The sequence below is a fragment of the Blastococcus sp. TML/C7B genome, assembly GCF_016612845.1.
Classification (GTDB): Bacteria; Actinomycetota; Actinomycetes; order Mycobacteriales; family Geodermatophilaceae; genus Blastococcus.
The window spans coordinates 2,148,491-2,168,001 of the sequence record NZ_JAEOAA010000001.1 but is presented as its reverse complement, the minus strand read 5'-3'; the positions used below and the strand labels follow the sequence as shown (position 1 = coordinate 2,168,001).

The following is a 19,511-nucleotide window of genomic DNA, read 5'->3' as shown; positions in this document are numbered from 1 at the left end:
TGCGCGGACGGACAGGACAGTCGGCACGAGAGGACACACAACTGATGACTGACAAGCCCCCCACCATGGAGCAGCTGCTCACCCAGGCCCGCGGCCGCATCCAGATCACCGAGGAGGAGATCAAGGAGGCCCGCCGGCGCCGCGAGCTCATCGCCAGCGCGCTGCGCAAGGCGTTCCCCGGCTCCCGGGTCTACTTCAACGGCAGCCTCGCCCACGGCGACGCCCTCACCCCGCTGACGGACATCGACCTCGGCATCGTCATCGCCGAGGCCAAGGACACCCACGGCCCCGGCAAGAAGGGTCCGCGCGACCTGATGGACCGCGCCGCCGAAGCCATCCGTGACGCGCTCGGCGAGGAGTTCCCCAAGCTCACCGTGACCGTCGAAGGCTGCACCCGTGCGGTGCTCGTCCGCTTCGGCGACCCCGTCCACGCCGGCGAGAAGGACTTCACCGCCGACGTCATCTGCGCCATCGACAATGCGCGCGCCCCGGGCCTGTCCATCCCGAAGGCGCCCGGTTGGTCCCGCTCGGACCCCGAGACGCACACCCGGCTCGTGCGCCAGGCGATCGAGGACACCCGCGTCGCGTTCGCGCACATCGTCCGCCTGCTCAAGCACTGGGACCGCAGCAACGGCATGCCCCTGGTCAGCTGGAACATCAAGGCCCTGGCGCTGGGCTGCATCACCGCCCCCACGACGCACCTGGCCGGCCTGTCGAAGTGGTTCACCCACGCCGCCGACGAGCTGGACAAGGGCCTCACCGAGGACCCGGCGCGGGTCGCCGAGAAGCCGATCAAGCTGGGCAAGGACTGGACGCGCACCCAGGTCGTCACCGCCCTCCGCGACGCCGGCAAGCGCCTCGACGAGGCGGCCCGCCTTGAGCGCGACGGCTACCCCCTGCTCGCCCACGACGAGCTGGCCAAGCTCTTCAACGACGAGGAGATGCTGCCGCGCCCGGACCAGGACGCTGTACGGGCCGAGGAAGCGCGCCGCATCCAGCGCGGCAGCCGCAACGGTGCCCCCACCACCGGCACCGGTGCCGGTGCCAGCCGCCCCCGGGTCCCGGTCCGGAGTTGGGCCCCGTGACCGCCTCCATCGACGGGCTGCTGTGGACCCAGCAGCCCGACGTCACGTGGTACGGCCTGCAGCCGTGGTGGCAGCGATGGGTGGAGGCCGGCGCCCGTGCTGAGCACGGCGCTGACCTTCGGCTGGGCCTCGACCTCGACCGGATCACCTACCGCGTGCCGATCGAGGTCCGGGGCCGCCGGGACCCCGTCGACCTCCGGATCGAGTTCCACCGGTGGCCCCGGTATGACTGCTACGACCTCCCGCCGGAGGAGTACCCCCGGGTGTTCGCCGCTCCGGGGGCGGCCTCCCCGCACCGGATGCCCACCGACGACGCGCTCTGCCTCTACTTCCCCGACTCCCCGCCGTGGCGCCGGTGGCGGCCGGTCGACGGCCTGCTCGCGCTGATCGACCTGGCGCGCGACCACGTCTTCTTCGAGGACTACTGGCGCGCCACGGGCGGTCACCGCGGAGGCACCTGGCTGGGTGACGAGGCGCCGCACGGTTTCCCGGCGGTGGCCGCGTGATCCCCGAGCTCGTCGCCGCCGCGGTGCGCGCGACCGGCACCGTCGCCGCCCGAACCGCATGCGCACCCGTAGAACAGCCCGACCCCGGGTTCTGGTCCGACATCGACGCCGGCAACCTCCTCGGCGCCCTCGCGACGGTGATCGTCGGCATCGTCGCCGCCGTCGTCGCGGTCAACGCCTACAAGACCCAGCAGCGGGAGGCCCGCCGGCAGGAGAAGGCGAAGTTCTACGCCGAGGCGGTGCGCGCGGTCGAGGACTACATGGAGGCGCCGTACCGCATCCTGCGGAAGGACGGCTCAGCCGAAGCCCGCCGGGAGATCACCCAGCACATCAGCGACGTGAAGTCACGGATCAGCTTCTACACCGGCTCGGATGGAGATCCATGGGACCACCGCGGTGTGCAGCGCCTACCGGGACTTCGTCGCCGCCTCTCAACGGGAAGCCGGCCCGCAGATGACCGCGGCCTGGAGCGCCAAGCCAGTCAAGAAGGACAAGGACGTGCCGCTGCGCACCGCACCGCTGCCCCGCACCGCCACCGACGCCGCACGGGACACGCTCGTGACCGCCATGCACGACGACCTCAACCGGTAGCGAACTGGCCAGCTCGTAGACAGCCGGCCGGGCGGACAGCGCCGATCGCGACCAGCCCCCCGGAACGTCCACGTCGGGGTCGCATGTTGAATCCGGCGGTGAGCTCCTCTCCGCACGACGCCGCAGCCCACCCCGAACCACCCAGGAGAGGCCGCCTGCAGAAGGCCCCCCGGACATCCTTCGTGGAGATGGTCAGGGGACGGCTATCGGCGACCTGGTGGCCCAGCGCCGCGCCGCCCGTCAACGCCGACGACCTCTACGCCTCCGCGCAGCGCCACGCCGTGCGGGCGTTCCGCGCGCGGGCCAACGACGACCAGGACGACGCGGCCCTGCAGTTCGGCGTGATGCTCGAGCACCTGGCGAAGGCCTACCTCGTCGGACTCCATCCGACGCTGGTGCTCGAAAGGAACTTCGACTTCCCGACGCTCCTCCGCCTCGCCGGTCAGGGCCAGCGTGTCAAGCCCGGGCACGTACTCAAGACGATCGGCCTACGCGGTGCCCTCGAGCGCTTTGGCGAGATGGAGGCAGCCGGCGCGCCAGGGGCCGGCAAGAAGCACGCGGACCGGTTCGAACTGCTGCTGCAGGCACGCGACGGCGTCGCGCACATCGGGGCCGCCGGCACCGCCGCCGACACGGTCGCCGAACTCGCCGTGCGCGGCGCCGTGGAGATCCTGGACAAGATCAACCGACCCCACGACATGTTCTTCGGCGACTGGTCTGCACCCGCCCGGGCACTGCTCGATGAGCACGCGACGAAGGTTCATCAGCTCGTCCAGCTCCGGTTGTCGCAGGCCCGAGACGCCTTCACCCGGCGCTTCAGCGGACTCGACAAGCCGGACCGCGACGCCCAGCTCATCGCCCTCGACGTCCGCCCCGCCACCGTCGCCGACGACACCAAGCTCGCCGTCACCTGCCCCGCCTGCAGCCAGCACGGCGTCCTCACCGGCACCGACGACCTCGACTTCGAGGCCGACTGGGACGTCGAAGACGGTGACTCGTTCGTCAGCGGGGTCATCTCCACCGTGATCCTCCGCGCCGACGCCTTTACCTGCCCCGTCTGCGGCCTCCGGCTGACCGGCCGGGAGCAGCTCCTCGACGCCGGCCTGGACACTGTCGTCGACCTCCGCGCGGCGACCCAGGAGGACCTTGAGGCCTACGAGTCCAAGCGTCACGCCGACGCGTGGGAGCGCGAACCCGACCACGCCTGACCCACCCGAGGGCGCCGCCAACCCCGTAACCGCATACCGGGGAGTCTTTGTAGCCACCGGCGCCCTACAAGCCGTTGTCCTCGACGCCTATGCCCGGGGAACACCTCACCGGCGTTCTCCCCTTCTGCCTCAGAAGCGGCCAGCGGCCCGGCCCCTTGAGAAGGGACCGGGCCGCTGGACGGGGTCGAGCTAGCCGCGGAAATGTCTCGCTGACCGAACCCGGGACAATGCTGACCGAACTCCGGACATTGCTGACCGCGCCAGCGCGGACATTTCCTGGCCGTTCACATCAGCTGCAGCCGCTGGTGGAGCCGCAGCCCTCGCAGACGTAGCAGCTACCGGCCGGTCGCATCTTCGTACCGCAGGTCATGCACAGCGGCGCGTCGGTGGCGGTGCCGGTGACCAGCTCGAGCAGTTCGGCCGAGGAGTGCGCCTCCTTGACCGACTTCGGACCGGCGGGGGTCACCTTCTCCTCCACCTTGGCGGTCTCGATCGGCGCGGAGCCGCGCAGCTCCTCCAGGTCGACCTCCTCCTCGGTGACGGCCGGCGTGCTGGCCGACGAGCCGTAGGAGCCGGCGACCTGGGCGGCCCGCTCCTCGGCGGTGAAGATGCCGAGGCCGGCCCGCTTCTCGACGGGCAGGTGGTCCAGCGCCAGGCGGCGGAAGATGTAGTCCATCACCGACTGGGCGATCCGGATGTCCGGGTCGTCGGTCATGCCGGCCGGCTCGAAGCGCATGTTGGTGAACTTCTGGATGTAGGTCTCCAGCGGCACACCGTGCTGCAGCGCCAGCGAGATGCCGATCGAGAAGGCGTCCATGACACCGGCCAGGGTCGAACCCTGCTTGCCGAGCTTCAGGAACACCTCACCGAGGCTGCCGTCCTCGTACATGCCGGCGGTCATGTAGCCCTCGGCGCCGGCGACGCTGAACGAGGTGGTGACGCTCGTCCGCTTCTTGGGCAGGCGCTTGCGGACCGGGTGCGAGAGCGCCGTCGGGGCGGCGGCCTCGACGACGACCTCGTCCTTGGTGCCGTCGTTCTTGCCCTTGCCACCGGACAGCGGCTGGCCGACCTTGCAGTTGTCCCGGTAGATCGCCAGCGCCTTGAGGCCGAGCTTCCAGCCCTCGAAGTAGATCTTCTCGACGTCCTCGACGGTCGCCGTCTCCGGCATGTTGACCGTCTTGCTGATCGCGCCGGAGATGAAGGGCTGCACCGCGGCCATCATGCGGACGTGGCCCATCGGGGAGATGGCCCGCTCGCCCATGGCGCAGTCGAAGACCTCGTAGTGCTCGGGGCGCAGCGACGGCGCGTCCACGACGTGCCCGTGCTCGGCGATGTACTCGACGATCGCCTCGACCTGCTCCTCCTGGTAGCCCAGGCTGCGCAGTGCCCGCGGGACCGTCTGGTTGACGATCTGCATCGAGCCGCCGCCGACCAGCTTCTTGAACTTGACCAGCGAGAAGTCCGGCTCGATGCCGGTCGTGTCGCAGTCCATCATGAAGCCGATGGTCCCGGTGGGGGCCAGCACGGAGGCCTGCGCGTTGCGCCAGCCGTTGTCCGCGCCGATCTCGAGGCAGTCCTGCCACTGCTGGGTGGCGGCACGCAGCACGTCGGCGTCATCGGCGCCGACCGGGCGGATGGCGTCGTTGGCCGCGGCGTGCTTGCGCATGACCCGGGCGTGGGCGTCGGCGTTGCGGGCGTAGCCGTCGTAGGCGCCGACGATGCCGGCCAACTCGGCCGAGCGGCGGTAGGCGGTGCCGGTCATCAGCGAGGTGATCGCCGCGGCCAGGCTCTGGCCACCACGGGAGTCGTAGGCGTGGCCGGTCGCCATGAGCAGCGCGCCCAGGTTGGCGTAGCCGATGCCCAGCTGGCGGTAGGCGCGGGTGGTCTCGCCGATCGGCTCGGTCGGGAAGTCGGCGAAGCAGATCGAGATGTCCATCGCGGTGATGACCAGCTCGACGGCCTTGACGAAGTTCTTCGAGTCGAACGTGCCGTCGTCCTTGAGGAACTTCATGAGGTTCAGCGACGCCAGGTTGCACGAGCTGTTGTCCAGGCTCATGTACTCCGAGCATGGGTTGGACGCGTTGATGCGACCGGTCTCGGGGTTGGTGTGCCAGTCGTTGATCGTGTCGTCGTACTGGATGCCCGGGTCGGCGCACTCCCACGCGGCCTGGGTGACCTTGCGGAACAGCTCCTTGGCGTCGACGGTCTCGATGACCGAGCCGTCCATGCGGGCACGCAGGCCGAAGTCGGTGCCCTCCTCGACGGCGCGCATGAACTCGTCGGAGACGCGGACGGAGTTGTTGGCGTTCTGGTACTGGACGCTGGTGATGTCCTTGCCGCCGAGGTCCATGTCGTACCCGGCGTCGCGCAGCGCGCGGATCTTGTCCTCCTCGCGCGCCTTGGTCTCGATGAACTCCTCGATGTCCGGGTGGTCGATGTCGAGGACGACCATCTTGGCGGCGCGACGGGTGGCGCCACCGGACTTGATCGTCCCGGCGGAGGCGTCGGCACCGCGCATGAAGCTGACCGGGCCGGACGCGGTGCCGCCGGAGGAGAGCAGCTCCTTGGACGGAGCGGATGCGGGAGAGGTTGAGGCCGGCACCGGAGCCGCCCTTGAAGATCAGGCCCTCCTCGCGGTACCAGTTGAGGATCGAGTCCATCTCGTCGTCGACGGCGAGGATGAAGCAGGCGCTGACCTGCTGCGGGGAGCTCGTGCCGACGTTGAACCACACCGGCGAGTTGAAGCTGAAGTACTGGTGCATGAGCATCCAGGTCAGCTCGTGCTCGAAGATCTCGGCGTCGCCCTCGCTGGCGAAGTAGCCGTGCTCGCGACCGGCCGCACCGTAGGTGAGCACCACCCGGTCGATGAGCTGGCGCAGGCTGGTCTCGCGCTGCGGCGTGCCCACGGCACCGCGGAAGTACTTCGTGGTGACGATGTTGGTGGCGTTGATGCTCCACTCGGCCGGGAACTCGACACCGCGCTGCTCGAAGTTGATCGAGCCGTCGCGCCAGTTGGTCATGACGACGTCGCGACGCTCCCACGTCACCTCGTCGTAGGGGTGCACACCGGCGGTGGTGAAGACGCGCTTGATCTTGAGGCCCTTGCGGCTGGGCGCCTTGGTGCTGCGCCGCGCGCGGGTGCCGGCCAAGCGGTCGTCGGTCTCGGTCATGGTGTGGAGCTCTCCCTGTCGATGTGGTGCGCGGTGTGGTGCTCGGTGCGCGCTGCGGAGCCGCGCGGTGAGAGATCGGAGGGCTGGGGAAGAGCCGCGATCGCGGTGCTCGGGTGATGTCTAACCGGAGGTGCTGACAGTTCTAGGAGCTGCCGGAGGGGCCCGCCGGCTCGGGGCCCCCGGTGGTGCGGGCCTTGAGCTCGGCGATCTCCTTCTCGAAGTCGGCCACCGAGGTGAAGGCGCGGTAGACGCTGGCGAACCGGAGGTAGGCGACCTCGTCCAGCTCCCGGAGGGGACGCAGGATGGCCAGCCCGACCTCGTGGCTGGGCACCTCCGCCGCGCCGCTGGCGCGGATGGTGTCCTCGACCTGCTGGGCGAGCAGCGCCAGCTGGTCCTCGTCGACCGGCCGGCCCTGGCAGGCCCGGCGGACGCCGGCGACCACCTTGGCGCGGTTGAACGGCTCGCTGACGCCGCTGCGCTTGACGACGGCGAGGACCGCCTCCTCGACGGTGGTGAACCGGCGGTTGCACTGGGGGCACGACCGGCGACGACGGGTCGTGGCCCCCTCGTCGGCCTCCCGCGAGTCGATCACCCGGCTGTCGGGGTTGTGGCAGAACGGGCAGCGCATCGCGGTTCACCTCCCTCGCGGCTCCTCGTCCGGGCGCCCTGTGGACCCTCCTGGGGACATCCGGTGGACGCCGCGGGGAGAACCTGAGGAGCAGCCTGTGGACAAGGCTTACAGCTCTGTAACTACTAGATCTAGTGGAACCCTAAGCCTGGCCCCACTAGATGTGCAAGAGCGGGGATCGTCGGCGTGTTCCGCCCTGACCCGGCTGTCACCCCTGGGAACACGGCTTCCCAGCAGTCACACGACACGCCACGGCGACGCGCCGGTGGATCCGCCCGGAACTCCGGGAAGGGACCGGTCAGGCGGAGCGGGAGCCGCTCAGCCGGGGACGCCGGGCGCCCGGCGCCAGGTCGCTGAGGCGCATCGGCCGGGTGAGCAGATCGGGCTCCGCGTCGATCCGGCCGGTGCAGACCTCGGCGCGGCCGAGGGACTCCTCGGGGCGGGGCGTGCGAGCGGTGGGCACCGCCCAGCCGGCGCCGGTGTGCGGGCGCGCGGCACGGCGCGGCTCGGCGGCCGGCCCGGTGACGGCGGTCCCGGTGACGACGGCGTCGGCCACGGCGGGCAGCTGGTCGGTGGCGTCGGAGACCGCCGCGAAGACCTCGGTGTCGGCCGCGCGGTGGCGACCCTCCTCGCCCGGGGCGCGGTGCCGGCCCGCGGCGACCGGGCCCGCGACCGCGGCGGCGGGCGCCCCTCCGGCGCGCGGCGGCGGCCGGTGCGACGGGCGGGCGCGACCTCGTCGCGGATCAGCGGGAGCGCGGCAGTGGCCGTCGTGTCGGCGGTCGCAGCGGTGGCAGCGGCGGCGGTGGCGGTGGCGGCCGTGTCGGTGACCCGGCTGCGGCTGCGCAGCGCCGAGATCGCCTGATCGGGCGGGAGCACCTGCTTGACCTGCGGGTCGATCCGGCCGGACCGCGCCGCGGCGGCCGCCTCGGCGTCCGGCAGGCGGAGCGCGGCGAGGTCGATCCACGCCGTCTCCTCGACGCCGCCGACGACGACCCGGACCCACATCTGACAGGCGCCGGAGGCGTCGTGCCGCCAGCCCAGCAGCTCGCCCGACCACCACGTGCCGGCCTGGAAGACCTCGACGGCCTGGGGGGAACTGGTGAAGACGGCCGCGCGGCTCTCCATGGCACCTGACACCCGACGACCGTAAGCGCTCGGACGACCACCCTCCGTGAAGGCACCCGGGCAGAGGATTGACGAACTGACCGCCTCGGCTTGACGAGGTGTTGCCCTGGCCGGCGCGCCGCCCGTGGGCAGGGCGCCCGCGGTCACGGGAGGACGAGCGTCTGGCCGGGCGCGATCGAGGCGTCCGCCAACCCGTTCAGCTCACGGATCTCGGCGACGACCGCGCGCACGTCGTCCCCGCTGCCGGCGACCGAGGCGGCGATGGACCACAGCGTGTCCCCGGACTGCACGACGACACTGCTCGCCCCCGCCAGGCGCAGCCCGCCGTCGTCGGAGACGACCGAGCCCACCCACGAGCCGACGACCACCCCGACCGCCAGGCCCAGCACCACACCCAGCCGCCGGGCGCGACGGGTCAGCCGGAGCGCCGGGGCGGCCGGGCGCTCCACCCCGCGACCCGGCACCGGCCTGCGTGCGGCGGGCGCGGAGGGCAGCGGCCGACCCGGCCGCGCCGCGGAGGGGCGCCGGCCGTGCACCGGGAGCCCGGCCGGCGACCGACCCGCACCTGGGGGCACCGCGACCCGGGGGCCGGCCTGGTCGGGGACGGCGCGGAGCTGCCCGCGCCGGACCGGACCACCGGCCAGCGGCGGGCGCCACGGCGCCTGCACGGCCTCGTCGAACTCCACCACTGCCTGCGCCACGCTTCCCATGACCACTCCTCCCGACGGCCGCCCGCGACCTTCGAACGGCTGTTCGAATCGAACGTCTGTGCGATGTCTACCGGACGGGTCCGACAGAAGCGACCCCGGCACGGCGACTTTCTTCGAACACCTGTTTGAAAGCGAGAGCGATCGGCGCTACGGTCGTCCCGACGCACACCAGCACGGCTGCAGCGGCAGCCCGCGAGGAGGAGACGTGGCGGAGACCAGCGGGACGTCGGGGGGCCGGCGCACGCGCAGCGCGACGGCCGAGCCGGGCACCGACGAGGGCACCGCCACGGTGCGCTCCTTCCCCGACCGCGGCGCCGACGGTGACGGGCTGACCCAGCGCCAGCGCCGCGTGCTCGAGGTCATCCGCGACTCGATCGACCGGCGCGGCTACCCACCCTCGGTCCGCGAGATCGGCGAGGCGGTCGGCCTGTCATCCGCCTCGTCGGTGGCCCACCAGCTCTCGGTCCTGCAGAAGAAGGGCTGGCTGCGGCGCGATCCGAACCGCCCCCGCGCCCTGGACGTCCGGCTGCCCGGCGACACGTCGCGCCCCACGGCACCGCTGGCGGAGCCGGTGGCCGGCACGGACGAGCCGGTGTCGGCGCCGACCTACGTGCCGCTGGTCGGCCGGATCGCCGCCGGCGGCCCGGTGCTCGCCGAGCAGGCCGTGGAGGACGTCTTCCCGCTGCCCCGCGAGCTCGTCGGCGAGGGCACGCTGTTCATGCTCAAGGTCGCCGGTGACTCGATGGTCGAGGCCGCGATCTGCGACGGCGACTGGGTGGTCGTCCGCCAGCAGCCGACCGCGGAGAACGGCGAGATCGTGGCCGCGATGATCGACGGCGAGGCGACGGTCAAGACCTACAAGCGGCGCGACGGCCACGTCTGGCTGCTCCCGCACAACCCGGCCTACGACCCCATCCCGGGCGACGACGCCACGGTCCTCGGTCGGGTCGTCTCGGTGCTGCGGCGGGTCTGAGCGACCCGCGGATCAGCGCTTGGCGCGCCGGCGCAGCGCGCCGCCGAGCCAGACCACGACGGTCGCCACCGCAGCCGCGATGAGCGCGGTGGTGACCGTCGACCGGCCCGACCCGGTGAGCTCGCTCAGGGTGGGCACCGGCCCGTCCGACGACGCCGGAGCATCGGAGGCCGATCCCGCCGGGATCGGCACGACGACGACGTCGCCGGGCACACCCTCGCTCGCCACGACGAGCCGCCGGCTGTCCGCCGTGAAGCTGATCGCCTCGCCCTGCGGCGAGTCGGGCAGGGCCACCCGCACGGGCGTGCCGGCGAGCGCGCCGGCCACGTCGGACCCGGACAGCGGCCAGACGTAGGCGTCGGTGTAGGTCCGCAGTGCCAGGGCGGACCCGTCGGCGGCCACCGCTCCCCCGGTGATCAGCAGCTGGCCGGCGCGGCCGACCGGTCCGCCCGCCGTCCCGGTGAGCGTCATGTTCACCGTCGCGACCCGCTCCATCGGCACCGTCGCCTGCTCCGACAGCGGTGCCGTGGGCCGGTAGACCCCGCTGGAGCCCAGGACGTCCTTGGTCACCAGGTACGGGGTGCCGTCGGGGGCCAGCAGCAGCGCCTCCGAGTCGTGCGCGCGGTCCGGGTAGGTGAGCCGGTGCACGCCCGCCGAGCCGTCGGGCCGCAACGAGAGCAGCGCGACGGTGGACCGGATCGCGGTGTTGTCCCCCGCGTCGGCCAGCCAGACGGTGCCGTCGGCGCTCATGCCGAGGTCCTCGGGGTCGTAGGGGTCCACGTCCGCGGTCCGCGTCTCCAACACCTGGCAGCCGGCGTCGAGCACCGTCACGGAGAGCTGGTCCCCGCCGTCGTTCATGACCAGCATCCGGTCGCCCAGGTCGACCAGGCCGGAGATCTCGTCCAGCGCCGGATCGGTGATCGTGCAGCGGACCTCGGGCGCGCCGGCCTCCTCACCCGCCGCGGCCGGTGCACCGACCAGGAGCAGCGCGGCGCCGAGGAGGACGGCCCCGCCGAGCCGGACCGCCGGCGTGGCTCGTCGTCCTCCAGCGCCGCTAGGCGGTCGGCCGGCCTGCTCGGGCACGGACCCAGCGTGACAGGACGACGGCGTCCAGTGCGTGAACCACGCCCAGCAGCACGATCCCCACGGCCGCACCGACGACGGCGTCGGTGACCCAGTGGAAGTCCAGCGAGATCATCGACAGCCCGGTCAGGACGGGGCCGACGACGCTCAGCCACCAGAAGACGTGCTGGACGCGCAGCGGCAGTCCGTACTCGACCGCCTGCCACCGGGCGACACCCCACATGAGCACCGCGTTCGCGACGTGCCCGGAGGGGAACGAGGCGCCGTCCTCGTGGAAGAAGTAGCTGCCGGGGTAGCCCGGCGCGGTCCGCCCGGTGCCGAACTTCAGCGCGTAGACGACCCCGGTCAGCAGGGCCAGGGCGACGAGCACGCGGACGAGGGGCAGCAGGGTGCGCCGCGTCCAGCCCAGGTAACCGACCAGGCCGGCCAGCACCACCAGGATGGTCACCCGGCCGCCCAGCTGGGTCACGACCCAGACCAGCGGGTAGGCCGCCGAGTCGGCCAGGCCCCAGCCCCGCACGACCTCGGAGACGCGGACGTCGAGCCGCTCGGTGGCGCCGGAGGCGAGCAGGTCCAGCGTGACCAGGCCGCCGACCACGAGCGCGACGAGCACCAGCCACCAGGAGGGCCGGCCCACCGGCAGCCGGGCGTCGGTGCCCCGGGGGCCGGCGTCGCGCACCACGCCGCTCGTCACCGGCCCACCGTACCGGGCCGTGACCTCGTCGTGACCTGGACGAGCCGGACCGGGCACGGGTGTCACCCCACCGGGGCGGCGAACTCCTCGAGCGCCGCGGCCAGCGACCCGTCGACGCGGGCGGTGAGCCGGGTGCCCCCGGCCTCGTGCACCTCGGCGAGCACCTCGCCGTCGCGGTGGACGCGGGCGACGAGGTCACCCCGGTCGTAGGGCACGAGCACGTCGACGTCGACGTCCGGGTGGGGCAGGCGCGCCGCGATCAGCTCGCGCAGCCCGTCCATGCCGGCGCCGGTGCGGGCCGAGACCCAGACCGCACCGGGCAGCGCCTGGCGCAGGGTGAGGATCGCTTCCTCGTCCATCGCGTCGACCTTGTTGACGACGATGACCTCCGGGACCGCCGAGGCGTCGATCTCCCGCAGGACGACGTGCACCGCGTTGATCTGGCCGAGCGGGTCCGGGTCGGAGCCGTCGACCACGTGCAGCAGGAGATCGGCCGCGGCCACCTCCTCCAGCGTCGACCGGAAGGCGTCGACGAGCTGGTGGGGCAGGTGCCGCACGAAGCCGACGGTGTCGGTGAGCGTGTACTCGCGGCCGTCCGGCCCCTCGGCGCGGCGCACGGTCGGGTCCAGGGTGGCGAACAGCGCGTTCTCGACCAGCACGCCGGCGCCGGTGAGCTGGTTGAGCAGGCTGGACTTGCCGGCGTTCGTGTAGCCGGCGATCGCCACGCTCGGGGTGGCGTTGCGGTCGCGGCTGCTGCGCTGGGTGGCGCGGGCGGTGGCCATCCCGGCGATCTCCCGGCGCAGCTTGCTCACCCGGGCGCGGATCCGTCGCCGGTCGGTCTCGATCTTCGTCTCACCGGGGCCACGGGTACCGATGCCGCCACCGCCGGCGACGCGACCACCGGCCTGGCGGGACATCGACTCACCCCAGCCGCGCAGGCGCGGCAGCATGTACTGCATCTGCGCCAGCTCGACCTGGGCCTTGCCCTCCCGGCTGGTGGCGTGCTGGGCGAAGATGTCGAGGATCAGCGCGGTCCGGTCGACGACCTTGACCTTGAGCACCTTCTCCAGCTGGTTGAGCTGGCCGGGGGTGAGCTCACCGTCGCAGATGACGGTGTCCGCACCGGTGGCGGCGACGATGTCGCGGATCTCGCCGGCCTTGCCCGAGCCGACGTAGGTGGCGGCGTCGGGCTTGTCGCGGCGCTGGCTCACGGCCTCGAGCACCTCGGAACCGGCGGTCTCGGCGAGCGCGGCCAGCTCGGCGAGGGATCGGTCGGCGTCGGCCTGGGTGCCCTCGGTCCACACGCCGACGAGCACCACGCGCTCGAGGCGCAGCTGCCGGTACTCGACCTCGGTGACGTCGGCGAGCTCTGTGCCGAGCCCGGCGACGCGGCGCAGCGCGCCTCGCGCCTCTAGGTCGTAGGAGCCGGTGGTCTGGTCGTCGACGCGGCCGGCGGCCTTGTCGACCCGGGCCTGGGCGTCGTCGAGGAGGGCGCGGTTCTGGGCGGTGGTCATCGTCTCCAGCGTGGCACGGTCGTCGGCAGGTAGCACCTGAGTTGTCATCACCGTGCACAACACCGCGAGCGCCCCGGTGCATCCCGACCCGGTGCGCGGGTAGGGCGGTCCTGACCAGATCGCCCCACACGAGGAGGAACCGATGAGCGGAAGCGGATCGAGCAGCATCGGATCGGGCAGGGCCGGATCGGGCGGCGAGCTGGACGATCCCGGCCGGGACCCGAAGGGCATCGGCGGGCCGCCGCGCAACCCGATGGGCGGCGGGCCGGACCAGGACAGCGGGCGCGGCGAGCCGACCGGCAGCCCGGGCACCGAGGGCGAGTCGATGATGCCGGAGTCCCCCGACGGCGACGACGAGCGCGTCTGAGGATCAGGCCCCCAGCCACTCCTCGGTGAGCGACCCGGTCGCCACCAGCACCGCGGGCCCGGTGAGCACCGTCGTCCGGGGGTCGATCTGCACCGACAGGCGACCCCCGGGCACGTCCACGACGACGGTGCCCTCGGTCCGGCCGGCGGCGGCCAGGGCGGTGTAGGCCGCCGCGCACGCGCCGGTGCCGCAGGACCGGGTCTCCCCCACGCCGCGCTCGACCACCCGGAGCCGGATGTGCGCGCCCGGTTCCAGCACGTTGACCAGCTCGACGTTCACGCCCTCGGGGAACAGCCCGGCGTCGAACACCGGGCTCCCGGTCAGGTCGAGGGTGTCGACGTCGACCTCGGTGAGGGCCGCCAGGTGCGGGTTGCCCATGGAGACGGCGAGCCCGGAGAACGTGCGGCCGTCCAGCTCCGCCGTCCCGCGCCCGAACTCCCGGGCCGGCCCCATGTCCACCCAGTAGCCGCCGCCGGTGGCGGCCCCGACCCGGCGCGGGCCGCCGCGGGTGCCGACGAGCACGCCGTCGGCGCACGCGGCCCGGTCGAGCAGCCCCTCCTCGACGAGCGCGTGGAGGAACAGCCGGATGCCGTTGCCGCACATCTCGGCGTAGGAGCCGTCGGCGTTGCGGTGGTCCATGAACCACTCGCAGGCGTCCAGGTCCGGCCCGAGGACGGCGGGGGCGTCGGGCACGTGCGCGCTGCGGACCAGCCGCAGCACGCCGTCGCCGCCGAGACCCGCGCGCCGGTCGCACAGCCGGCGCACCGTGGCGGCGTCCAGGCGCTCGCCGGTCCAGACCGTGCCGTCGGGGTCGGGCAGCACCACGAAGTCGTTCTCGGTGCCGTGCCCGAGCAGGACGCGGGGGGTGGCGGTCACGCGCCGATCGTACGGTCGGCGATCACGGCGGCCGCGGCGTCGAGCAGGTCGGGGCGGCCCGCGTCGAGCCAGGTGGTGGTCGCGTCGCGGCGGAACCACGAGCGCTGCCGGCGGACGAACCGGCGGGTGGTGTTGACCGTCCGCTCCTTCGCCTCCTCCGCGGTCAGCGTGCCGTCGAACTGGGCGAGCACCTGCGCGTAGCCCAGCGCGCGGGACGCCGTCGGCCCCTCGCGCAGCCCGTCGGCGGCCAGCGCCTCGACCTCCGCGACGAAGCCGGCCGCCCACATCCGGTCCACCCGCAGCGCGACCCGCTCGTCCAGCGCCGCGGGCTCGCGGTCCAGGCCCAGCACCACGGCCGGGTAGTGCGGCACCGGCTCGGGCATCGTCGCCCGGAACGGGCCGCCGGTGATCTCGACGACCTCCAGCGCGCGCACGATCCGCCGTCCGTTGCCGGGCAGCACGGCGGCCGCGGCGGCCGGGTCGACCCCGGCCAGCCGCGCGTGCAGCGCCGCCGGCCCGAGCTCGGCGAGCTCGGCCTCCAGCCGCGCGCGCACGGCGGGGTCGGTGCCCGGGAAGTCCAGCTCGTCGAGCACCGCCCGGACGTACAGTCCCGAGCCGCCGACCAGCAGCGGGACGACGCCGGCGGCGCGCAGCCGGTCGATCTCGGCGCGCGCCCGCTGCCGGTACTCGGCGACCGAGGCGGGTTCGCGCACGTGCCAGAGGTCGAGCAGGTGGTGCGGGACGCCGCCGCGCTCCGCCTCGTCCGGCTTGGCGGTGCCGATGTCCATGCCGCGGTAGAGCTGCATGGAGTCGGCGTTGACCACCTCCCCGCCGAGCCGGCGGGCCAGCCGCACGGCGAGCGCGGTCTTGCCCGTCGCGGTAGGGCCGACGACGGCGACGACCGGCGGCGCTCCGCTCACCGGTCCGCTCACCGGACCGCCCAGTCGGCCACGAGGTAGCCGACGCCGAGAGGGGCGGTCGCGGCACGCAGCGAGGCGACGACAGCGCGGTCGGCGAGCGCCCGCCCGACCGCTCGCCACACCGGGACGCCGGCGGCCAGGAGCCGCTCGCCCTCGGCGGCGTCGAGCGCGGCCAGGGCGGCGGCGTCCCCGCGCCCGAGCGCGCCGGCGACGGCGGCGTCGAAGGGCTCGGCGGCCGGGTCGAGGTGGCCGGGCGCCTTGACGCTGCGGCGCGCCGAGCCGTCGCCCATCGCCAGCACGCCGACCCGGCCGGGCAGCGACCGCACCAGGCCGGGCAGGTCGTCGGGCCCGACGCCGACGCGCACACCGGCGTGGCCGGCCTGGTCCAGCAGCCACGCGCCGAGCAGGTGCGGCAGCGGCACCCGGCGCCCGCCCGGGCGGACCCGCCCGCTGAACGGCAGCTCCAGGTCCACGCCGAAGCCGCGCAGGTCACCGGCGTCGCCGTCGCCGAACCGCAGCCCCGCCGCGGGTCCGGCCCCGACCACGACGACCACCTCCGGCTCCGCCCCGAGCACCGCGGTCACGGCGTCGACGCATGCGGCACGCAGGGCCGCGGTGGCCGCGTCCGGCGTCCCCTCCACGGCCGGCAGCAGCAGCGGCGGAGCCGGGCAGAAGGCGACGCGGACCCCGTCCGGGGCGAACGGGACCGGAGACCTCCCGGGATCGGCACTCACATCCAGCAGTGTCGCCGATGCGACGTGGGACACTTCCGGGGTGTCGAGCACGGACAACCCCGGCAGCGGGGCGCAGCAGGCCACTCCACCGGTTGTGGGGACCCCCGACGGAGCGGGCCCGGAGGTGGAACAGGTACCGACGGCGGTGACGCCGGAGGCGGGCACCCCCGAGGCCCCGGCCCCCGGCGACGCCGCCCTCCCCGACCCCACCGGCGAGGCGACCGCCCAGGCCGCCCCGGCCGCGGCGCCGCAGGGCGCCGAGCCCGAGGTGGCGGTCCCGGCGGCGGAGACGCTGGAGACGGTGGCCCCCGAGGCCGCGGTCCCCCCGGCGGAGGAGCTCCCGCCCGCGGTCCCGGACGCGGCCCTCCCCGCTGACGGCGGGACGCCCTCGGCGCCCGACGCCGAGACCCCGCCCGCCGCGGGCTCGGCCGGCCCCGCCGTGCCGCCGCCCGCTCCCGCCGTCCCCTCCCCCGCCTCGATCGCCCCCTCCGCCGCCGGCAGCGACCCGTCCCAGTGGGGCCGGGTCGACGAGGACGGCACCGTCTACGTCCGCACCGCCGAGGGCGAGCGCGCCGTCGGGTCCTGGCAGGCCGGCGAGCCCGTGGCCGGGCTGGCCCACTACGCCCGCCGCTTCGACGACCTCGCCACCGAGGTCACCCTGCTCGAGGCGCGGCTCAAGGCGCACACCGGCAACCCGGCCGAGATCAAGAGCAAGGCGCAGACGCTCGCCGACTCGATCCCGACCGCCGCCGCCGTCGGCGACCTCGAGGGCCTGGCCGCCCGCGCCCGCGCCATGGTCGGCACCGCCGACTCGGCCGCGGCCGAGTCCCGCGCCGAGAAGGCCGCCGCGCGCGCGGCCCAGGTGGCCCGCAAGGAGGCGCTGGCCGCCGAGGCCGAGCAGATCGCCGCCGAGTCCACCTCGTGGAAGGCCGCCGGCGACCGGCTCAAGGCCATCGTCGAGGAGTGGAAGACCATCCGCGGCATCGACCGCAAGACCGACGAGGCGCTGTGGACCCGCTTCGCCGCCGCGCGTGACGCGTTCGGCCGCCGCCGGGGCGCGCACTTCGCCCAGCTGGACACCCAGCGCGGCGAGGCCCGCGCGGCCAAGCAGGAGCTGATCAAGGAGGCGCAGCGGCTGGCCACCTCCACCGAGTGGGGGCCGACCAGCGCGGCCATGCGCTCGCTCATGGACCGCTGGAAGGCGGTGCCCCGTACCGGCCGCGACGGCGACGACGACCTGTGGAAGCAGTTCCGCGCCGCGCAGGACGTCTTCTTCGCCGCCCGCGCCGAGTCGGACAAGGCCCGGACCAGCGAGGAGACCGCCAACCAGGCGCTCAAGGAGGAGCTGCTGGCCGAGGCGGAGAAGCTCGACCCGGCCAAGGACCTGCGCGGGGCGCAGAACGCGCTGCGCAAGATCCAGGAGCGCTACGACGCCATCGGGCACGTGCCGCGCGGCGTGATGCGGCAGCTCGAGGACCGCATGCAGGCCGTGGAGCAGAAGGTGCGCGGCGCCGCCGACGCCGGCCGCCCGCGCGCCGCCGCGGAGAACCCGATGGTCACCTCGATGCGCGCCGCGGTCACCAAGGCCGAGGAGCAGCTGGCGAAGGCCGAGGCCGCCGGCGACCAGCGCCGCATCGCCGAGGCGCAGGCCAACCTGGCCACCCGCCGCGAGTGGCTGGCCGAGGCGGAGAAGTCCGCCCGCCGGTAACGGCCACGACGCGGAAGGGCCCCGTCCGGTTCGGACGGGGCCCTTCTCGCGCGCGGGATCAGCAGCCGGAGGCGAGCACCGGCAGCGGAGCGGGGACGCCGATCCGCGGCATGCCCAGCGAGACGCCCGGGGTGGTCGGGCGGGTGCCCGCCTCGGCCGCGTCGCCGGCCCGGGTGCGCCGGTGCGCGAGCAGCAGCCCGTCGGCCACGAGGAAGTGCGGCTTGGCATCGGTGACGACGGTCTCGACGACGTCGCCGGGCCGGACGCCGTCCGCGGCGGTGAAGTGGACCAGGCGACCGTCGCGCGCCCGGCCGGAGAGCCGGCCCGTGGCGGCGTCCTTGCTGCCCTCGCCGGCGGCGACGAGCAGCTCGACCCGCCGGCCGACCTGCGCGCGGTTCTCCGCCCAGCTGATCTCGTCCTGCAGGGCGGTCAGCCGCAGGTACCGCTCCTGCACGACCTCCTTGGGCAGCTGCTCGTCCATCTCGGCGGCCGGCGTGCCGGGGCGCTTGGAGTACTGGAAGGTGAAGGCGCTGGCGAAGCGGGCCTGCCGCACGACCTCGAGGGTCTGCTCGAAGTCGGCTTCGGTCTCGCGGGGGAAGCCCACGATGATGTCGGTGGTGATCGCGGCGTCGGGCATCGCGGCGCGGACGCGCTCGATGATGCCCAGGTAGCGGTCCTGCCGGTAGCCGCGGCGCATCCGGCGCAGCACGTCGTCGGACCCCGACTGCAGCGGCATGTGCAACTGGTGGCACACCGCGGGCGTCTCGGCCATGGCGGTGATGACGTCGTCGGTGAACTCGCGCGGGTGCGGGCTGGTGAAGCGGATCCGCTCCAGGCCCTCGATCCGGCCGGCCGAGCGGAGCAGGTCGGCGAAGGCGCCCCGCTCGCGGAACTCCACGCCGTAGGCGTTCACGTTCTGCCCGAGCAGGGTCACCTCGAGCACGCCCTGGTCGACCAGCGCCTGCACCTCGGCGAGGATCTCGCCCGGGCGGCGGTCCTTCTCCTTGCCGCGCAGCGCCGGGACGATGCAGAACGTGCAGGTGTTGTTGCAGCCCACGCTGATCGACACCCAGCCGGAGTGCGCGGAGTCCCGCTTCGCGGGCAGCGTCGAGGGGAAGACCTCGAGGGACTCGACGATCTCGACCTGCGCCTCGGCGTTGTGCCGGGCGCGGTCCAGCAGCGCCGGGAGCGAGCCCACGTTGTGCGTGCCGAAGACGACGTCGACCCACGGCGCGCGCCGGACGATCTCGCCGCGGTCCTTCTGCGCCAGGCAACCGCCGACGGCGATCTGCATGCCCGGGCGGGCGTCCTTCACCGGGCGCAGGTGACCCAGGTTGCCGTAGAGCCGGTTGTCGGCGTTCTCCCGGACCGCGCAGGTGTTGAGGACGACGACGTCGGCCTCGTCCCCCTCGGCGGCGGCCCGGTAGCCGGCCTGCTCCAGCAGCCCCGAGAGCCGCTCGGAGTCGTGCACGTTCATCTGGCACCCGTAGGTGCGCACCCGGTAGGTGCGCTCGGGGCTCTCCACTGCGCTCTCCATGACAGGAGCGAGCGTACGGCGCGGGTGCCGGCGGCCGGCCGCGCGAGCCGCTCCCCGGCCACCGCCCGGTGCCCCGCACGGG

18 protein-coding genes and 1 pseudogene are annotated in these 19,511 nt (G+C 73.8%); 7 read left to right on the top strand and 12 right to left on the bottom strand.

The features are described from left to right. Window positions 1-44: 44 nt before the first annotated feature. Genes JKP76_RS10560 through JKP76_RS10550 form a run of 3 tightly spaced genes read left to right on the top strand, consistent with a single transcriptional unit; the run spans window position 45 to window position 3,390 of the window. Window positions 45-1,085, top strand: coding sequence for a nucleotidyltransferase (locus tag JKP76_RS10560; protein WP_200490785.1), 1,041 nt, complete (start codon window positions 45-47; stop codon window positions 1,083-1,085). Beyond that, a complete protein-coding gene (locus JKP76_RS10555; protein WP_200490784.1) occupies window positions 1,082-1,591 on the top strand; it encodes a hypothetical protein in 510 nt (169 codons plus the stop codon). Before JKP76_RS10560 ends, JKP76_RS10555 begins: the two co-directional genes overlap by 4 nt. Next, complete coding sequence (locus tag JKP76_RS10550; RefSeq protein WP_200490783.1) at window positions 1,588-3,390, top strand: hypothetical protein; 1,803 nt, start codon at window positions 1,588-1,590, stop codon at window positions 3,388-3,390. Before JKP76_RS10555 ends, JKP76_RS10550 begins: the two co-directional genes overlap by 4 nt. Before the next feature lie 289 nt (window positions 3,391-3,679). Here the strand turns inward: JKP76_RS10550 and JKP76_RS10545 are convergent, their stop codons facing one another. From JKP76_RS10545 to JKP76_RS10535, 4 genes and pseudogenes are all read right to left on the bottom strand, one after another. Beyond that, window positions 3,680-5,908, bottom strand: a complete 2,229-nt coding sequence (locus tag JKP76_RS10545; protein ID WP_255522527.1) for a vitamin B12-dependent ribonucleotide reductase — start codon at window positions 5,906-5,908, stop codon at window positions 3,680-3,682. 109 nt (window positions 5,909-6,017) lie between these two features. Further along, window positions 6,018-6,410: pseudogene (locus JKP76_RS22355) on the bottom strand (vitamin B12-dependent ribonucleotide reductase); the annotation flags it as partial. A gap of 292 nt (window positions 6,411-6,702) precedes the next feature. Further along, the gene (gene nrdR / locus JKP76_RS10540; protein WP_200490782.1) at window positions 6,703-7,188 is read right to left on the bottom strand and encodes a transcriptional regulator NrdR; all 486 of its coding nucleotides are present in this window, start codon (window positions 7,186-7,188) and stop codon (window positions 6,703-6,705) included. Between the two features lie 298 nt (window positions 7,189-7,486). Next, entirely contained in the window at window positions 7,487-7,744 is a 258-nt protein-coding gene (locus JKP76_RS10535; protein ID WP_200490781.1) for a hypothetical protein, read from the bottom strand. Window positions 7,745-7,804: 60 nt separating this feature from the next. On the opposite strand from JKP76_RS10535, the gene JKP76_RS10530 reads away from it, so the two are divergent. Next, window positions 7,805-8,050, top strand: a complete 246-nt coding sequence (locus tag JKP76_RS10530; RefSeq protein WP_200490780.1) for a hypothetical protein — start codon at window positions 7,805-7,807, stop codon at window positions 8,048-8,050. 406 nt (window positions 8,051-8,456) lie between these two features. Here JKP76_RS10530 and JKP76_RS20870 read toward each other — a convergent pair whose 3' ends face one another. After that, window positions 8,457-9,014, bottom strand: coding sequence for a LysM peptidoglycan-binding domain-containing protein (locus tag JKP76_RS20870; protein WP_309232911.1), 558 nt, complete (start codon window positions 9,012-9,014; stop codon window positions 8,457-8,459). Window positions 9,015-9,228: 214 nt separating this feature from the next. Between JKP76_RS20870 and lexA the strand changes: the two genes are divergently transcribed. Continuing rightward, complete coding sequence (gene lexA, locus JKP76_RS10520) at window positions 9,229-9,996, top strand: transcriptional repressor LexA (RefSeq protein ID WP_200490779.1); 768 nt, start codon at window positions 9,229-9,231, stop codon at window positions 9,994-9,996. 12 nt (window positions 9,997-10,008) lie between these two features. Here the strand turns inward: lexA and JKP76_RS10515 are convergent, their stop codons facing one another. The 3 genes from JKP76_RS10515 to hflX all read right to left on the bottom strand — a co-directional run bounded on the left by JKP76_RS10515 (window position 10,009) and on the right by hflX (window position 13,287). Continuing rightward, window positions 10,009-11,079, bottom strand: coding sequence for a hypothetical protein (locus JKP76_RS10515; protein WP_200490778.1), 1,071 nt, complete (start codon window positions 11,077-11,079; stop codon window positions 10,009-10,011). Next, on the bottom strand, window positions 11,051-11,773 hold the full coding sequence (locus JKP76_RS10510; RefSeq protein WP_309229818.1) for a phosphatase PAP2 family protein: 723 nt from the start codon (window positions 11,771-11,773) through the stop codon (window positions 11,051-11,053). The genes JKP76_RS10515 and JKP76_RS10510 overlap by 29 nt, the downstream gene beginning before the upstream one ends. 62 nt (window positions 11,774-11,835) lie before the next feature. Beyond that, window positions 11,836-13,287: a GTPase HflX gene (hflX, locus tag JKP76_RS10505; RefSeq protein ID WP_200490777.1), complete on the bottom strand. Its 1,452-nt coding sequence runs from the start codon at window positions 13,285-13,287 to the stop codon at window positions 11,836-11,838. A 142-nt stretch (window positions 13,288-13,429) separates the two neighbouring features. Between hflX and JKP76_RS10500 the strand changes: the two genes are divergently transcribed. Beyond that, a complete protein-coding gene (locus JKP76_RS10500) occupies window positions 13,430-13,654 on the top strand; it encodes a hypothetical protein (protein ID WP_200490776.1) in 225 nt (74 codons plus the stop codon). Between the two features lie 3 nt (window positions 13,655-13,657). Here JKP76_RS10500 and dapF read toward each other — a convergent pair whose 3' ends face one another. The 3 genes from dapF to JKP76_RS10485 are packed head-to-tail and all read right to left on the bottom strand — an operon-like array spanning window position 13,658 to window position 16,184. Continuing rightward, entirely contained in the window at window positions 13,658-14,530 is an 873-nt protein-coding gene (gene dapF / locus JKP76_RS10495) for a diaminopimelate epimerase (RefSeq protein WP_200490775.1), read from the bottom strand. After that, window positions 14,527-15,462 (bottom strand): tRNA (adenosine(37)-N6)-dimethylallyltransferase MiaA, encoded by a 936-nt coding sequence (miaA, locus tag JKP76_RS10490; protein ID WP_309232910.1) that lies wholly within the window; start codon window positions 15,460-15,462, stop codon window positions 14,527-14,529. The genes dapF and miaA overlap by 4 nt, the downstream gene beginning before the upstream one ends. Beyond that, window positions 15,459-16,184 carry a hypothetical protein gene (locus JKP76_RS10485; RefSeq protein WP_200490773.1) on the bottom strand — a complete coding sequence of 242 codons (726 nt, stop codon included), beginning with the start codon at window positions 16,182-16,184 and terminating at the stop codon, window positions 15,459-15,461. The genes miaA and JKP76_RS10485 overlap by 4 nt, the downstream gene beginning before the upstream one ends. Before the next feature lie 124 nt (window positions 16,185-16,308). Between JKP76_RS10485 and JKP76_RS10480 the strand changes: the two genes are divergently transcribed. Then, a complete protein-coding gene (locus JKP76_RS10480) occupies window positions 16,309-17,892 on the top strand; it encodes a DUF349 domain-containing protein (protein ID WP_309229819.1) in 1,584 nt (527 codons plus the stop codon). Between the two features lie 58 nt (window positions 17,893-17,950). Here JKP76_RS10480 and miaB read toward each other — a convergent pair whose 3' ends face one another. After that, window positions 17,951-19,429, bottom strand: a complete 1,479-nt coding sequence (gene miaB, locus JKP76_RS10475; protein ID WP_200490771.1) for a tRNA (N6-isopentenyl adenosine(37)-C2)-methylthiotransferase MiaB — start codon at window positions 19,427-19,429, stop codon at window positions 17,951-17,953. Between the last annotated feature and the right edge of the window lie 82 nt (window positions 19,430-19,511).